Annotated in this window: 15 protein-coding genes; 8 read left to right on the top strand and 7 right to left on the bottom strand. The window is 62.1% G+C overall.

All coding sequences use genetic code 11. The annotated features are described in order from the left end of the window. Positions 1–22: 22 nt before the first annotated feature. Genes ACWF6P_RS05095 through ACWF6P_RS05085 form a run of 3 tightly spaced genes read right to left on the bottom strand, consistent with a single transcriptional unit; the run spans position 23 to position 2,418 of the window. Positions 23–808 (bottom strand): enoyl-CoA hydratase-related protein, encoded by a 786-nt coding sequence (locus tag ACWF6P_RS05095; protein WP_452620236.1) that lies wholly within the window; start codon positions 806–808, stop codon positions 23–25. A gap of 27 nt (positions 809–835) precedes the next feature. Next, positions 836–1,693 (bottom strand): 3-hydroxyacyl-CoA dehydrogenase family protein, encoded by an 858-nt coding sequence (locus ACWF6P_RS05090; protein WP_452620235.1) that lies wholly within the window; start codon positions 1,691–1,693, stop codon positions 836–838. Continuing rightward, entirely contained in the window at positions 1,690–2,418 is a 729-nt protein-coding gene (locus ACWF6P_RS05085; RefSeq protein ID WP_452620234.1) for an enoyl-CoA hydratase/isomerase family protein, read from the bottom strand. The genes ACWF6P_RS05090 and ACWF6P_RS05085 overlap by 4 nt, the downstream gene beginning before the upstream one ends. Positions 2,419–2,525: 107 nt before the next feature. Here ACWF6P_RS05085 and ACWF6P_RS05080 point away from each other — a divergent pair, with 107 nt between their 5' ends. From ACWF6P_RS05080 to paaI, 4 genes are all read left to right on the top strand, one after another. After that, positions 2,526–3,137, top strand: coding sequence for a TetR/AcrR family transcriptional regulator (locus tag ACWF6P_RS05080; RefSeq protein ID WP_007730612.1), 612 nt, complete (start codon positions 2,526–2,528; stop codon positions 3,135–3,137). A gap of 88 nt (positions 3,138–3,225) precedes the next feature. Next, positions 3,226–5,268, top strand: coding sequence for a phenylacetic acid degradation bifunctional protein PaaZ (gene paaZ / locus ACWF6P_RS05075; protein WP_452620233.1), 2,043 nt, complete (start codon positions 3,226–3,228; stop codon positions 5,266–5,268). 6 nt (positions 5,269–5,274) lie between these two features. After that, positions 5,275–5,586, top strand: coding sequence for an EthD family reductase (locus ACWF6P_RS05070; RefSeq protein WP_452620232.1), 312 nt, complete (start codon positions 5,275–5,277; stop codon positions 5,584–5,586). 66 nt (positions 5,587–5,652) lie between these two features. Then, complete coding sequence (gene paaI, locus ACWF6P_RS05065; RefSeq protein WP_452620443.1) at positions 5,653–6,021, top strand: hydroxyphenylacetyl-CoA thioesterase PaaI; 369 nt, start codon at positions 5,653–5,655, stop codon at positions 6,019–6,021. A gap of 33 nt (positions 6,022–6,054) precedes the next feature. On the opposite strand, the gene ACWF6P_RS05060 is transcribed toward paaI, so the two are convergent. Next, positions 6,055–7,845, bottom strand: a complete 1,791-nt coding sequence (locus ACWF6P_RS05060; protein WP_452620231.1) for a CocE/NonD family hydrolase — start codon at positions 7,843–7,845, stop codon at positions 6,055–6,057. An 82-nt stretch (positions 7,846–7,927) separates the two neighbouring features. After that, complete coding sequence (locus ACWF6P_RS05055) at positions 7,928–8,374, bottom strand: cupredoxin domain-containing protein (RefSeq protein ID WP_452620230.1); 447 nt, start codon at positions 8,372–8,374, stop codon at positions 7,928–7,930. Positions 8,375–8,523: 149 nt separating this feature from the next. On the opposite strand from ACWF6P_RS05055, the gene ACWF6P_RS05050 reads away from it, so the two are divergent. Beyond that, complete coding sequence (locus tag ACWF6P_RS05050) at positions 8,524–8,982, top strand: hypothetical protein (protein WP_452620229.1); 459 nt, start codon at positions 8,524–8,526, stop codon at positions 8,980–8,982. 7 nt (positions 8,983–8,989) lie between these two features. Next, positions 8,990–10,129, top strand: coding sequence for a cation:proton antiporter (locus ACWF6P_RS05045; RefSeq protein ID WP_452620228.1), 1,140 nt, complete (start codon positions 8,990–8,992; stop codon positions 10,127–10,129). On the opposite strand, the gene ACWF6P_RS05040 is transcribed toward ACWF6P_RS05045, so the two are convergent. After that, positions 10,113–10,874 carry a DUF2127 domain-containing protein gene (locus ACWF6P_RS05040; protein WP_452620227.1) on the bottom strand — a complete coding sequence of 254 codons (762 nt, stop codon included), beginning with the start codon at positions 10,872–10,874 and terminating at the stop codon, positions 10,113–10,115. The two genes, ACWF6P_RS05045 and ACWF6P_RS05040, sit on opposite strands and share 17 nt — an antisense overlap. 75 nt (positions 10,875–10,949) lie before the next feature. Between ACWF6P_RS05040 and ACWF6P_RS05035 the strand changes: the two genes are divergently transcribed. Further along, positions 10,950–11,756, top strand: a complete 807-nt coding sequence (locus ACWF6P_RS05035; RefSeq protein ID WP_452620226.1) for an alpha/beta fold hydrolase — start codon at positions 10,950–10,952, stop codon at positions 11,754–11,756. A gap of 268 nt (positions 11,757–12,024) precedes the next feature. Continuing rightward, on the top strand, positions 12,025–13,149 hold the full coding sequence (locus ACWF6P_RS05030) for a GGDEF domain-containing protein (RefSeq protein WP_452620225.1): 1,125 nt from the start codon (positions 12,025–12,027) through the stop codon (positions 13,147–13,149). Between the two features lies 1 nt (position 13,150). On the opposite strand, the gene ACWF6P_RS05025 is transcribed toward ACWF6P_RS05030, so the two are convergent. Further along, entirely contained in the window at positions 13,151–15,478 is a 2,328-nt protein-coding gene (locus ACWF6P_RS05025; RefSeq protein WP_452620224.1) for a putative bifunctional diguanylate cyclase/phosphodiesterase, read from the bottom strand. Positions 15,479–15,549 lie beyond the last annotated feature (71 nt).

Below are 15,549 nucleotides of genomic sequence, written 5' to 3'. Positions count from 1 at the left end.
AGAATCTTTCAGCGCAATCGAATCAGCGGCCCTCGAAAACCGGCTTCTGCTTCGACAGGAACGCCGCGACAGCGCCTTGATGATCTGCCGTGGAACCCAACTCCACCTGCGCACTCGCCTCGGCCTCCAACGCCTGGGAAAGCCCGGGAGCGGCGGCCCTGATCAGTGATTTCACGTGGGCGAAGGCGGCGGTGGGTCCGTCGGCGAGTCGACGGGCAACCGAGCGAGCCTCGGCTGCAACGTCCTCGTCGGCCACCACCCGATGGACCAATCCCCACTCCAACGCACTCTGCGCGTCGAACTTGTCGCCGAGCAACATCAGGCCACTGGCGCGGCTCGGTCCGAGCGCGTGCACGAGCGCATGACTGAGCCCGGAGTCACTCGCCAAACCGATGCCGGTGAATGCAGTCGCAAAGCTCGCGTGAGCCCCGACCACCCGGATGTCACCGGCCAACGCAATTCCCAACCCGGCCCCGACGCAAGCGCCGCCGATGCCCACCACCACCGGAACGGAAAGCGTCGACAGCGCCGTGACTATCGGGTTGTAGTGCGCCTCGACCGTGTCCATCGCGTGCGCCGGATCAGCGTTCAGAGCTGCCGCGTGCTCGCCGAGATCCTGGCCGACGCAGAAGTTCTTGCCTTCGGCGAGAATCAACAAGGCTCGCACGTCCGCGTCCGCGTGGACCTGCAGCAACGCTTCGAGCAGCTGAGCCTTCATCTCGCCGTTGACGGCATTGGCGGCCTTCGGCCGGTCGAGAGTGATTGTCGCCAGACCTTGCTCGATCTCCGTTCGGATCACGTCAGTCATCGATATTCCCTTCGCAGGCGGTTCGGTTCAGTTCCACGTGTGAAAACCCTGTCCGCTCTTGCGCCCCAACTCGCCGCGAGCGACCTTCTCCCGCAGCAGTGCCGGTGGAGCAAATCGATCACCGAGCGTGCTCGCGAGGTGCTCGGCGATCGCCAGGCGAACATCCAGCCCGACAAGATCCGTCGAACGCAGCGGCCCCATCGGATGCCGGTACCCCAGTTCCATTGCCCGGTCGATCGACTCCGCGTCCGCCACACCCTCTTCGAGCATCCGAATGGCTTCGAGCCCGAGACCGACACCAAGCCGGCTGGTCGCAAAACCAGGTGAGTCGTTGACGAGAACCTCGGCTTTGCCGAGCATCGACACCCATGCCCGCACCGAGTCGACCACCTCGGGGCGGGTGTGAGGTGCCCGAACGATCTCGACCAACAGCGACGCCGGGACGGGATTGAAAAAGTGCATACCGATGAATCGCCCCGAGTCCGTCAGTGCAGCGCCGAGTTCGGCGATCGACATGGAACTGGTGTTGCTGGCGATCACGGTGTGTTCTCCCGCAACGGTTTCGGCAGCGGCGAGAACCTCGACCTTGAGGGCCGCAATTTCCGGGACCGCCTCGACGATCAGGTCGAGCGACGACGGGAAGGAGGTCACTGCGTCCACGACGTTCACGCGCGCCAGCACCGTCGCAGGGTCCTGGCCGTCGAGCTTCCCTCGCTCATGGGCTCGATCAAGGCCGGTGGACACACGCTGCACCGCCGCTTCGGCGTCTCCACTCTCCGCGATGGTGACCGACCCGCCGAGCGCGGCGAACACCTGGGCGATACCCGCACCCATGCGTCCACCGCCGATGACGCCGACGGCCTTCGGTGCAACTACGTCAGTCATGATTTCTTCTCCAGGAAGGCCGTCATGCGATCACGCTTGTCCGAACTCTCGAACAGGACGGCTTGGGCGATGTCGTCGGCAAACGGATGGGATCCGGGCGCGTCGACGATGATCTTCGTCAGCCGCAATGCCAGCGGGGACAGTCGGGAAATACGGTCGAGCAGCTTATGTGCAGCGTCGACATGACACTTCGGTTCGGTCACCTCGACAACAAGCCCCGCTCGCAGCGCCTGCTCGGCGTCGAGGTTCCTGGCACCGAGGAGCACCTGCTTCGCGATCGAGACGCCGACGAGCTTCGGCAGCCGATAGCTCGCGCCGGCGGCCGCCATTATCCCGAGATTGGGCTCGGGATTACCGAAGACCGCCGTCGACGTCGCGATGCGAATGTCGCAGGCATAGGTCAATTCGGCCCCACCGCCGAGCGCGTACCCGCTCACGGCGGCCACGGTGGGAAGCGGGAGCTTTCCGATGCGGTCGAACAGCGTGCGGTTGATACCCGCAAACGCTTCGTCTCGCCCGCGCTCACGGAGCTCGGCGATGTCGGCACCACCAGCGAAGTGGTCTCCGCGCCCGGCAAGGAGGAGCAGCTTCGGATTCTGTTCGAGGTGCCGACAAACCTGATGTAGTTCGTCGATCATTTCGGCGTTGATCGCGTTGCGTTGCGCGGGCCTGTCGAGGGTGACCACGACGCGATCCTCACGCTCGTCCACGTGCAGGGTGTTCACATTCACTCCTTCTCGCTGTCCTACATTAATAACCGAACATTCGGTAGTTTGGCAATAGTGAGATCGAGGATGATGCACAGCTTTGTCCGAACTGAGAAGATGGGGACATGACTACGGCACGCCCTACTCGACGCACCGGCCTCCCCGGACGTCCCGGCTACGACCTCGATTCACTCCTCGCCGTGGCCGTGAAGGTGTTCAACGACAAGGGCTACGACGGCGCCAGCATGGAGGTGCTCGCCAAGAAGCTCGGCATCACGAAGTCCTCGATCTACCACCATGTGTCCGGAAAGTCGGAACTCCTCGAACTTGCTCTTTCCCGTGCGCTCAACGCACTGTTTGCGGTCACGACCGAAGAGGGTGCCACCACCGGCCCCTACATCGACCGGCTCGAATACCTGGTCCGGCGCAGCGTAGAGGTGCTGGTAGCAGAGCTTCCGTACGTCACCCTGCTCCTGCGCGTCCGCGGCAACACGACGGTCGAACGGGCCGCGCTCGCCCGCCGACGCGAATTCGACAACTTCGTCGGAGGCCTCGTCGCGTCCGCCGCAGCGGAGGGCGACCTGCGTCCGGACATCGAACCCGCCCTCGCCAGCAAGCTGATGTTCGGCACCGTCAACTCACTGATCGAGTGGTACAAACCCCGAGCGGGTGAGTCCGTCTCCGACATAGCCGACGCGGTCGTCGCCGTGACTTTCGACGGACTTCGCAAGGCCTGACTTCAGGCAGTTCTGCCGAATCCTTGACAACGCGGCGTTACCGGGCGATCGTAATTACCGACCGAACGTACGGTGAGATGGAGATGTCGTGAGCAGACTGTTGGAAAGCTATGTAGCCGGTCGCTGGTACGCCGCACCGGACGCAGGTTCCGCGTTGCCGAGTGCAGTGGACGGATCCGAGGTGGCCCGGATCTCCGCCACCGGCGTCGACCTCGCCGAGATGGTTGCGTACGCACGCGACGTCGGCGGCCCCGCACTGTCAGCGATGACCTTCCACGAACGCGCCGGCGCACTCAAGGCTCTGGCTCTCACGTTGATGGCAGGGAAGGCCGAGTTCTACACACTCTCCACCGCCACCGGGGCGACGACGCGAGACTCCGGGGTGGACATCGACGGCGGGTTCGGAACATTGCTGAGCTACGCGAGCAAGGCTAGGCGCGAATTGCCCGACAGCACGGTATTTCTGGACGGCAACGTCGAAACTCTGGGCAAGGGCGGAACTTTCCTCGGGCAACACATCTATACGTCACGTCGCGGTGTCGCCGTGCAGATCAACGCCTTCAATTTCCCCGTGTGGGGGTTCCTGGAGAAACTGGCGCCGGCATTCATCGCGGGTGTGCCGTCCATCGTCAAGCCTGCCAGTTCCACGGCATATCTCACCGAACTCGTCTTCCGGCGCATCATCGAATCAGGCTTGCTCCCCGAGGGTTCCGTCCAACTGCTCTCCGGTAGCGCACGCGGACTCCTCGATCACCTCGGCGGACAGGATTCGGTGGCCTTCACCGGATCCGCCGATACCGCAGCAACACTGCGCGCTCACCCGAACGTCGTCGGCAAGGGTGTCCACTTCAATGCCGAGGCCGATTCACTCAACGCGTCCATCCTCGGCGAGGACGCCGTACCCGGAACTCCCGAATTCGATTTGTACGTCAAACAACTCGTCACCGAGATGACGGTCAAGGCGGGCCAGAAGTGCACAGCGATCCGGCGCGCACTGGTCCCGGACTCCCTGGTCGACGCCGTCGTCGACGCCGCATCCGAGCGACTGAGCAAAGTGGTCGTCGGGCACCCAGATACCGACGGTGTCACGATGGGGGCGCTCGCCAGCATCGAACAGCGCGACGAAGTCCTGAAATCCATTCGCGGCCTGACGAAGTCGGCGACCATCGTGTTCGGAGACCCGGAGAACCTCGACGTGGTCGGTGCCGACGCCCGGTCCGGAGCCTTCCTTTCACCGATCCTCCTGCGTGCCGAGGACAATGCACTCGAGGTGCACGAGGTGGAGGCATTCGGGCCTGTCAGCACCGTCATCGGTTACAACGGCATCGATCATGCGATCGAACTCGCGGCCCGCGGTGAGGGCAGCCTCGTCGCCTCGGTGGTAACTGCCGACACGGACGTCGCACGTCGACTGGTACTGGGCCTGGCAGCTTTTCACGGCCGAGTTCTCGTCTTGAACCGCGACGACGCCAAGGAATCAACCGGTCACGGCTCTCCCCTCCCAGTTCTCGTACACGGCGGGCCCGGCCGCGCCGGCGGAGGTGAGGAGTTGGGCGGCATCCGCGGAGTCTTGCACCACATGCAGCGCACCGCGGTTCAAGGCACACCCGACGTACTCACCGCGGTCGGTGAGCGCTGGTTCATCGGTTCTCAGCGCACCGTCGGATCCGAGCACCCTTTCCGAAAGAGCCTCGCCGAGTTGAAGATCGGCGACACGATTGTCGGCGGTCCGCGCCAGGTCACGCTCGCGGACATCGATCATTTTGCAGAGTTCACCGGTGACACCTTCTACGCGCACACCGATCCGGTTGCCGCAGCCGCGAATCCACTTTTCGGTGGCATCGTCGCGCACGGATACCTGGTTGTCTCGCTCGCTGCCGGCCTGTTCGTCGACCCGGCTCCCGGCCCGGTTCTCGCGAACTTCGGCGTGGACAGCCTCCGTTTCCTGACCCCGGTCAAAGCCGAAGACAGCCTGACGGTCACCCTCACAGCCAAGACCATCACACCCCGCAGCAGCGCCGACTACGGTGAAGTTCGTTGGGATGCCGTCGTGACGAACCAGGACAGCGATCCGGTCGCAACGTACGACGTCCTGACGCTGGTAGCCAAGACTCTCCCCGAAGGGAATTGAAAGCACATGACCTATCGCGTAGCAGTGTGTTACGGACGCCCCACCGATCCGGAGGCTTTCGAGAAGTACTACAACGACATCCACATCCCACTCGTCCGCGAGGTACCAGGGTTGTCGGACTTCACCTTCAGCACATGCTCGTCCATGGATGGCTCCGATCCCGTCTTCTACGCCGTCGCCAACCTGGTCTTCCCCGACCTCGAGACCATGCAGAGCGGTCTGAAGTCACCGGAAATGCGCGCTGCCGGAAAGGACGTCGCGAACTTTGCCACCGGCACGGTCGACATGTACGTCCAGGAAGTTGTCTCGGTCCTCTAGACCCCTGCAGTTCTCCGATCCCACAGGAGTTGTCTCGTGAGCACAGGAAGCATCACCGCCAGAGAGATGTTCGACGCGGACCAGGCGTCTCGGGCGCTCGGTATCGAGATTGCCGAACTGGCACCAGGTAGCGCAACCGTGACCGTAACTGTGGGTGAGACCATGGTGAACGGTCACGGAATCACACATGGCGGCTATGTTTTCCTGCTCGCGGACACCGCGTTCGCGCTCGCCTGCAACGGCTACGAGGATTCAGCCGTTGCAGCGCGCGCGGACATTCGATTTCTCCGTCCAACACGTCTGGGCGACACGTTGACCGCCGTCGCGTCCGAGAAGGCACGAGGGGGCCGAAGCGGGATCTACGACGTGACGGTTCGCAGTGGCGACACCGTCGTGGCCGAGTTCCGCGGCGACAGTCGAACCATCTCCCGGTAATTTTCAGCCCACGACGTTTCAACCCACGACGTTTCAACCCACGACGGGAAGCTCCAAGGGGCCTGACCCGTCGGCGAAGATCGTCACCGGCATGCCTTGCAGTCCTCCACGGAAACTGATGTCGCCACCGGTGATTGCCAGACGAACGGAATGCCCCGGCTCGAATCTGTGCACTATCGCCGGCATCGTCACCGGTACGGGCTGCGACGGATCACTGATGCGAACAGGTGCGATGAGCCCGTTGATCAGCGACGACGTCCCGTCCGGTGCCACGTCGTAGAGCTTCGCGAACACCACCGGCTGTCCGGGCGCCGCAACACGCAGCGTCACAGTGGGGGCGCCCACCACGTCCATCGCCTCGGCCATCGGCGCAGTGGTCCAGAGCGCCTCGGTTCCCGGAATCTGTGCACTCGGAATGTTTCCGGCCGGATTGATATTGAGCGGCTCGACGCCTGTCGGGAGCCCACCCGGTGCAGTGACAATCGTCTTCGAACCAGGTACCGCCGGCGCGCCGTCCGGCAGCAGTCCCCCGTCAGCGGACAGATGGAAGGAGCGGGCGGTCCCGACGTCGACGGTGTCGGACGTCGCGTAGGCCGGCGCCGCGTTCCCCTCGTAGTCGATCCAGTTACGGAAGTATGCGAATTCCGGTCCGGTCTCCGTGTTCTCGTCCTTGAGGTAGTGATCGAACCAGTCCATGAAGCGACCGGTTTCGTACTGGGCGTCTTCGTCGGGTGCGGAGAAGCTGAATTCGCCTGGCGCAGAAGCCAAGTGACTGTGTCCCCACGAATGCCAGATCATCTTGGCGTCCACGCCACGGGCTTTCAATGCGTCGTAGGTCGCGGTTGCCTCGTTCAGATCGAACAGGGTGTCTTGTTGTCCCTGTGCAAGCAGTACCGGGATATTGATCCGGTCGACAAACGACGATACCGACGACGCTCGGAGCTCACTTACTACTTGGGGTCCGATGTCACCAGTCACCACTGCCTCGGCGATCGCGTTGCACATGTACGGCACGTAGTTCGGGCAGCCGGGAAGTCGTGCGGGGTCGGCGATGTAACCGTCCACACCGGGGTTTGCAATACCGGCACCGAAGAGAAGCGACGCAAAGAGCACCTTCGCGGCTCCCGGTTCGGCCGTTGATACACCGGAGATGATCCCGGTGCTGTTGGGTGCCAAGGAATAGGAGAGGTCGTTCCAGGTGATCATGGGGATGATCGTGTCGATACGGGGATCGACGCTCGCGGCGGCGAATTGAATGCCACCGCCGTAAGAGCCACCTGTCATGCCGACCCGCGGGTCGTTCGTCGACGGTGCACCGTTGTGATCGACGGCGTCCTGCACCACCGCGGTGAGCGCCGGATAGGGCTGCGTCAGAGCCTGATCCGTGTAGGCAATCCCCTCTTGGCCGCCGAGGAAGCTGACCAACTGCGAAGCGGCGACGCCGTCGTATGCGGGAGAGTCGAGTGTGATCTTGCAACTCGAGCCGCCGAAGCCCAATCCCGAATACGTCAGTCCGACATACCCGTTCTCGGCGAAGTTCTGCAGAGCGGGAATCTGATCCTTGTACGAACCGCCGAACCCGTTGGTGGTCAGGATCCCGGGAGCCGGGTTGTCCGCATCGACGCCGTCGGGAACAAAAAGTTCACCGACGACAGTGCACGGCGTCGAGAGTTCAGGCCCGACATCGACCGAGAAGTACAGTAGCTGTGACGAATACGAGCCGTTCGGTGAATCCGCGAGCGCCGGCGGCGAAAAGCCGAGGGCGCAAACCACGAGCGTGACGACACTGATCGCTATTCTCCGGCGCACCTGAAAACCGTACACCCGGACCTGTTCTCCGCCAGCCTGATCGGGTACGTGCCGCCGAAGTTTCCGCGGCAATAGTCACGCCATGCCGGGTCGACGTCTACTTGACCGTCAAGGTGCCATGCATGCTCGGATGATAGGTGCAGTGGAACGTGTACGTCCCGGGCTCGTTCGGCACCGTGATGGTTTCTGTCTCGCCAGCTTCGATGTCCTCGTTGAACAGCCCCGCGGTATCGGAAGTAACCGAGTGCTCGACGGTGTCGTTGTTCTGAATGGTCAGTACCTGTCCAGGCATCACCGACTCCGGCGTCGAGTATTCGAAACCGCTGATCACGATTCCCATCGACGACGCTCCCGGCGTCGACATACCCAGGGGCATGCTCGGCATCGACATGCTGGTCGGCTTGCTCGTCATCGTCATGCTGGTCATCGCCATGCCATTGTGATCTGCCGAATCGTTGTCCGACGAATCGCTGTTGTCACTGCACGCGGTCAGTGCGAACACCGCCAGGATCAGCGCTGCGAGCACCGCGAGAATCCGCTTCATTGCTTCGCCTCCTGCTCGTTCCCCCGCAGTCTGCTGATTACCCGCCGCCTAGAGGGCCAAACAGCTCCGATGTGGTGCCTGCGACGCTGATAGTGCACGATTTCTGCACCACCTCCGCTCGCGGACCGAAACTGAAGGACACAGCACAGATGGCCAAGATCAAAACGTCGAAGGCAGCCAAGACGAAGGCGCCGGTAGCGTCAAAAGCACCCGCGGCGAAGGCTCCCGCAGTCCTCTGGAAGGACCTGCCGGACGAGCACGACTACCCGGCGGCCCGCGATTACCTCCAGTTGGGCGCGACACCGGTCCAGGTCCAAGCTCTCGTGTACGCCCTCAAGACGGCGACGCTGGTCTCGAAGAAGGCCAAAGACATCCTGCGGGCTGCTGGGCTCCCTCTGCTTCCGGTCGACAACCCACACGTGGCTGCCGACCTGAAGAAGATCCGCAAGGGGATCGCGCTGTCGCCGATCCTGCTGGTGCAGGGAGACTTCCGCGCCGGAGTACCGGCGCAGATCGCCGACGGCTACCACCGTGTCTGTGCGAGTTACCACGTGGACGAGAACACCGCCATCCCCGCGAAGATCGCACCCTCGACAGTTAACTCGTAGGTCGTCGATGACCTTCGGCATCCTTGCCCTCGTCGCCCTGGCCGGCATTCTCGGCCCACTGCTCGGCGCCCGCGTCAGCTGGCATGTCCCCGTGGTGGTCGGCGAACTCGCCGCCGGTGTCATCTTCGGTGTCACCGGTTTCGGGCTGCTCGACTCCTCCGACCGGACGTTCACATTCCTGGCCGATATCGGGTTCGCGCTTACGATGATGGTGGCCGGCTCGCACGTCCCGGTCCGCGATCCGGCAGTTCGGGCGGCAATAGGCAAGGGTGCCGCTCGCTCGGTCGTCGTCGGGCTCCTGTCGGTTGTTGCCGGCTACGGTGCGGCGACGGTATTCGGCACCGGTCACGCCGCGCTGTACGCGGTCCTGATCGCGTCGTCGTCCGCAGCGTTGATTCTCCCCATCGTCGATTCGCTGGCGCTCGGAGGAACGTCGGTCCTGCAGATGACGGCCCAGGTCGCGATCGCGGACACCGTCTGCGTTGTCGCGCTGCCGTTGGTGATCGATCCCGACAATGCCCCTCGCGCTGGCCTCGGCGCACTGGCTGTGGCGGCGTGTGCGGTTGCCTTGTTCTTCGTACTGCGAGCTTTTCATCGTTCCGGCCATTGGCGAAAGCTTCACAAGTTCTCCGAGAAACGAAAGTTTGCACTCGAACTTCGGATCAATCTCGTGATCCTCTTCTCCCTGGCGGCGCTGGCGTCAAGCACCCACGTGTCGATCATGCTCGCGGGCTTCGCCTTCGGGCTCGTTCTTGCCGCGATCGGTGAACCCCGCCGCCTCGCCAAACAGCTTTTCGCGATCACCGACGGCTTCTTCGCTCCCCTCTTCTTCGTCTGGCTGGGAGCGGCGATCAATCTGCGCGACCTCGTGACCCATCCGTCCGCCATCTGGCTCGGATTGGCCTTGGGCGGCGCAACTCTCGTAGTTCACGCAGTGATACGAATCCTCGGCCTACCTCTCCCCTTGGGAGTGCTGTCCGCCGCACAACTGGGGGTGCCCGTTGCCGCAGTAACGGTGGGCACCCAATTGGGGGTGATGGGCGACGGTGAACCCGCTGCCATCCTCCTCGCCGCCATGATCACGATCGGTGCAGCAACGCTGGCGGGTGCTGCCGCGTCGAAAGCTGGTCTCACGAAGCCTGCTTGACCGCGGCCCTCTCCACTGTCAGCAAGCTTTCCTCCGAATGTTCGGCGTGATATGCCGCGCCGCCGCCGCGGACACCGAAGAGTCGCTTGCTCCAGATCAGCCACACGACGGCAGCGATGTTCACCAGCAGCAACCCGGCCCTCAACCACGTGATCTTCTCGGTCAATTCGTAGATTTCGAGGGGCAGGAACAAACTGGTCGCCACCACCGCGAAGTATTCGCCCCAGCGTTTGACCATCCACAGGCCGACTGCCTCGATCACTTGAAGGCCGGCGTAGACCAACAGCCCGACTGCGATCCAGGTGAGCGTCGTCGCCGACAACGAAAACGCCTGCTCGATGTGATGGACCAGTTTGGAATCGTCGATGTTCCAACCTAATTGGCGGGCGAGTGGCCTGATCAACGGTAATTCGTTCTCGAAGGCGTCCTCGACGCGTCCCTTCGACGATCTCAGTTTGAAAACACCGATCGCCAGAAGAACCAAACCCAGAGCGCGGAACATTCTCTCGGTGGCGAGAAGTCGCATGATCAATCTGTCGCGAAGCAGCCGTCCCCGCGGAACCTCGGGGGCGGCGTCCGCCGGTCCCGATGCTCGGGGCGCTCCCGGGACGAAGTTGCCGCAACGTAGGCACCGCCACGCCTGACCCACCGCAGTATCCACATGTAGTCGACCCCGCAGTTCCGGTTCGTCCGGAGCGTAGGTCTCGTGACCGTGCCAACTGCACGAGCGCAATGCGAAGTCCACGGGTGAACTCTATGCCGCATATGCCCGGTAGCGTGGATACCCGCTGACCGTGCACTTCGAACGACGAGGATTCCGATGACTACCACCAAGATCGAAACCCGGCATGGCGTCATGGCCGTCGACGACAGTGCCACCGACGGTTTCCCGGTTGTCTTCATCCACGGAAACTCGGCCAGTCGCTCCATCTTCCGCAACCAGGTCGACGCCGACTGGGCCGGCGGCTACCGGATGATCACCCTCGACCTACTCGGTCACGGTGATTCCGAAGACGCGAGCGATCCCGAAGCCGCGTACACACAGAACGGCTACGCCGACGCCATCGTCGATGTTCTGACCGAACTCGGCGTCGAACGGGCCGTGGTTGTCGGTTGGTCGCTCGGCGGACACATCGCCCTCGAGTTGATCGCGAAGTTCCCCGGGCTCGCTGGAATCGTCATCACCGGTACGCCGCCGGCCAATCCCGAGACGCTCGGCGACGCCTTCAATGCCGGCGACGGATTGTCCATCGGCGGCACCGAGGTCATCACCGAACGGGAAGCCGAACTCTACGCTCGGATGACCGCAGTTCCCTTCGAACAGGCGGCCCTCGACGCCGCGATACGCACGGACGGTCGCGCTCGCAAGATCATGTTCGACGCGTTCGGAGCTGGCCGCGAATCGGATCAGAAGGCTCTGGTTGCAACGGCGTCTGTGCCACTTGCGGTGATCGACGGCGCCAGAGACCCGTTCGTGAACACGTCGCATGTCGCGTCGTTGACCTTCGCGAATCTCTGGGAGGGCACGTATCACCTCATCCCGGGAGTCGGGCATGCGGCGTTCTGGGAAGCCCCCGATGTGTACAACCCGCTGTTGCAAAGGTTCCTCGGCAGTTTCGCGCGTTAGCCGAAACTGCCGAAATTCGGCTACCTGTCCCGGTCGGAATGGTCTAATACCTCGCCGCTTACGGTGTGAAAAAGTCTCATACGCGAAAAGTCGGATCGTTCGTGACTGTCTTGGACAACGTGCACAGCAGTTCGGACGACGCTTGAAACAGGCATCGAGTGAACTCTCTGCTCAATCGGTTGCACCTTCTCCCCGAAAAATCTTCAGACGGTAAAACCGATCGAGCAGAAATTTTCTCTTTGTCCGAATTCAGGGCAAAATAGACAGCATGCCGAGCACTGTCATCGCCTCCGAAGGGCACAGTTCTTGGCAAACGCTCCAGGAATGGTTCAACGAACCACACGACTACGAGTGGATAAAACACCAGAGATCCGGCCGAGCAATCATTCCGATCTTCCGAACCTTGCTCGGAATGATGACGATCATCTTCGGGCTTTCCGCTTTCTACAAATTGATCGGACCGGATACACCGCCGACCACACCCGGCAAAGCACTTTCGGTTTTCATGATTTGCACATGTGTGGCGATCGCGGCGTGCTGGTTCACTCAACCGTTTCCAGGTCGCCGCGGCCTGCTCTCATTCGGGATATTCGCAGATCTCGGGATCGCAGCGGCGGTACTTCTGGTGCCGGATCGCGCGTCCGGGACGTTCGGATGCATCGTCTTTGCGGTCACCGGAACCTTTGCGACGCTTTTTGTCAGCGCACGATGGCTTGTCGCCCACGTCGTCTGGTCGACGACTGTCACCACTGCTGTATTCGTTCTTGCATACCTACAAGACGAAGTCGATGTCACGACGCTTCTCGCTCGCGGCACCGTTCTTTTCGGAGCTGTCACACTTGTTCCCATTTTTGCGCATCTGACCTGGCGCACTCTGTACCGCGATGCCCAGTATTCGGATCGTGATCCTCTTACCGGACTGTTCAACCGCCGGGGGCTGGAGGGGGCAGTCGGTGACCTCTTCGAGAGCGCCCGAGATGATTCTTCGTCTCTCGCTTTCATCGTCGTCGATATCGACAAATTCAAGGCGGTGAATGATCTTCACGGTCACGCCGAAGGCGATCATGTCATTAGAAGAACCGCGAACCGATTGAGCACACATCTCGGAGAACGCGGCGTTATCGCTCGAACGGGCGGAGAAGAATATCTGGCTGTCATCGTCGGGGATCCCGAATCTACGACCCTGTTGGTCGAAGGGATAAACGCGGCGCTCTCGGATCACTCCGACGACATCCCCACCACGGTGAGCGTCGGAGCGGTGATCATGGCCGCCGAATCGAAGGCGTGGAGCGGCGGCGCTTCCGCAATCCTGGCCGCGACAAATGTCGCGGATTCGATGATGTACCAAGCCAAAGCGGCAGGCGGCAATACCATCCGCTCGGCTCAGATCTGATTCACAGCCACGTCAACGGATGCACGCTCCGACCGGATTCGGTGTCGGTTGCCGCCAGATACACATCGACGCGCTCAGCCCTCAGCGCCTTGCTGATGTGATAGCCCTGGACCAGGTCGCAGCCGACCCACTGAACGCGGCGGAACTGCTCGATGGTCTCGACTCCCTCGGCCAACGACTTCATGCCAAGCGCTGCAGCCAACTCGACGATGGATTTCACCACGGACATCTTCGGATCGTCCGAGTCCGTGACAAGCATGCGATCGATCTTGAGAACGTCGATCGGAAGTCTCTGGAGCGTGGCGAAAGACGAATAGCCGGTGCCGAAATCGTCGAGTGCGACGGTGACACCGAGTTCACGCAACTTGTAGAGATCCCGGATTGCCCGATCGTCCACAACACCTGTCTCGGTGATTTCGAGTTGCAGCAGATGCGGAGGCAAACCCGAATCCGTCAGAGCCTTCTTCACCATCGCGCCGAACTCTCGCGACACCAACTGCACAGGTGAAACATTGACCGAGACGCCGATTCCGCTCGGCCACCCCGCAGCAGCGGCGGTCGCCATCGCCATTGCCTGCGCGCCGAGGGGGATGATCATTCCGGTTTCCTCTGCCACCGAGATGAACTGACTGGGCCCGATGAGGCCGCGACTGGGATGGTTCCACCGAAGAAGAGCCTCGAAAGCGACGACTTCACCGGTCTGAGTGTCGACCTGGGGTTGGTAGTGGAGATCGAACTGGCCTTCCTCGATCCCTCTGTCCAGCTCGTGCAGCGCTGTCGCGCGCGCTGATGCCCGCGCTCGCAGTAACGGCGAGAACTTGCCTACTCGATTCCGTCCCGTCGACTTTGCTTCGTACAGAGCCAGATCCGCCAGCATCACCATTCCGTCTGCGTCGGTGGAATCCTCGGGTGCGCTGGAGTAACCGATCGTGGCCCGCACCTCGATTCGATTGCCTTCGACGAAGAAGGGCTCATGGAGCACTGCCAGGTACCGATCGAAAATGACACCGGGATCGTCGCCGGCCGAGGTACAGACGATGAGCCCGAATTCGTCGCCACCCATCCGCGAGCACATGTCCGAACCGATGACGTCGCGCAGGCGTTTGGTGACTTCGAGAAGTAAGTGGTCCCCGATCGGATGGCCGAGGGTGTCGTTCACCGACTTGAAGTTGTCGAGGTCGAGAATCCCGACCAGGACCTGCTTCTCCGGCACCCGCGATTTGATGGCTTCCTCGAGCGCCACACCAAAGGCACGACGGTTGGGCAACCCCGTAAGCGAGTCGGTGGCGGCAAGACGAAGGATCTCCTGCTCGTGGACATACCTTTCCGTGATGTCGGAACCGACACCGCGCCAGCCCAGAATCACCCCGGATTCGAGGACGCGGGGATTGCCGGAGAGTGACCACCAGCGTCGCTTACCGTCGACATGCACTGGAACGACGGTGTCCCGGAAAGGAGCACTCGATTCAAGTTTGTCGATCATCTGGGCCGCGGCCGCACGTCCTTCCGGACTCGACGCGATCTGGAGTCTGGTGAGGAGCTGTCCGAAGGTGAGTTGCTGCAACTCGTCCACCGTCATACCTGCGACCTCGGCAAGACGTGCCGAGGTGTGGGAGAACCTGCCGTTGGTGTCGCACTCCCAGAGCCAGTCGCGGGAACCGCCCTCGAAACCGTCGAGCAACAACGCCACAGTCTGACGCTCGGATTCGGCTTGAAATTCTGCGAGACAACGTCGCTGGAACGAGGCCGACAGATAGACCGCCCCCACAGTGAGCGCGAACATGTAGATGCACAACTGAATCGCCAGTACGCGAAAGTGGGATTCGGCGTGGACAATGAGAACAGTGAATACGCCGAGGCCGTGAATGTAGATCCACGTCAGGCTCACCGATCTCAGACTGGAGAACGTCACGGTCCCGGCGCCCATGATTCCCGCCATTGTCGCGATCAGAACCAAGTCGCGGAAGACGTCCATGTCGTGAAAAAGCAGGGCAAAAAGTGTGACGTCGAGGCTCGCGATCACGATCACTTCGACGAGCAGACCCACGTAGTCGTAGCGCGGTGTGTGTTTCGACGGTCGCCAGCGAAGGGGTATCCATACTCGAATCGAATTCGCGAGGACAAGAAAGATGAGCGCGCCACCCACCCACCTGAGCGTCTGGCGTCCGGGCGGAACGGTATACGCCAGAATCACGACCAAACTCGCCATGTACGCGAGATTGGCGAACGGTGCGACGGCTGCAGCTTCGTCGATCTGGCGGCGAAACAGGCTGTTACAGTCGGCCGGCGAAGCAGGATCTTGCCTACCCAATCGAGTCAGACGGTTCATCAGCGAGGCATCCTGACATCTGCGCAGGCGCCATCAGCGGGCGTCGAATCCGCTCGCCTGGCCATCCGAAC

Source organism: Rhodococcus sp. NPDC055024, from assembly GCF_053608585.1.
The sequence above is the reverse complement of the archived record's forward strand: the minus strand, read 5'-3'. Positions and strand labels throughout refer to the sequence as shown.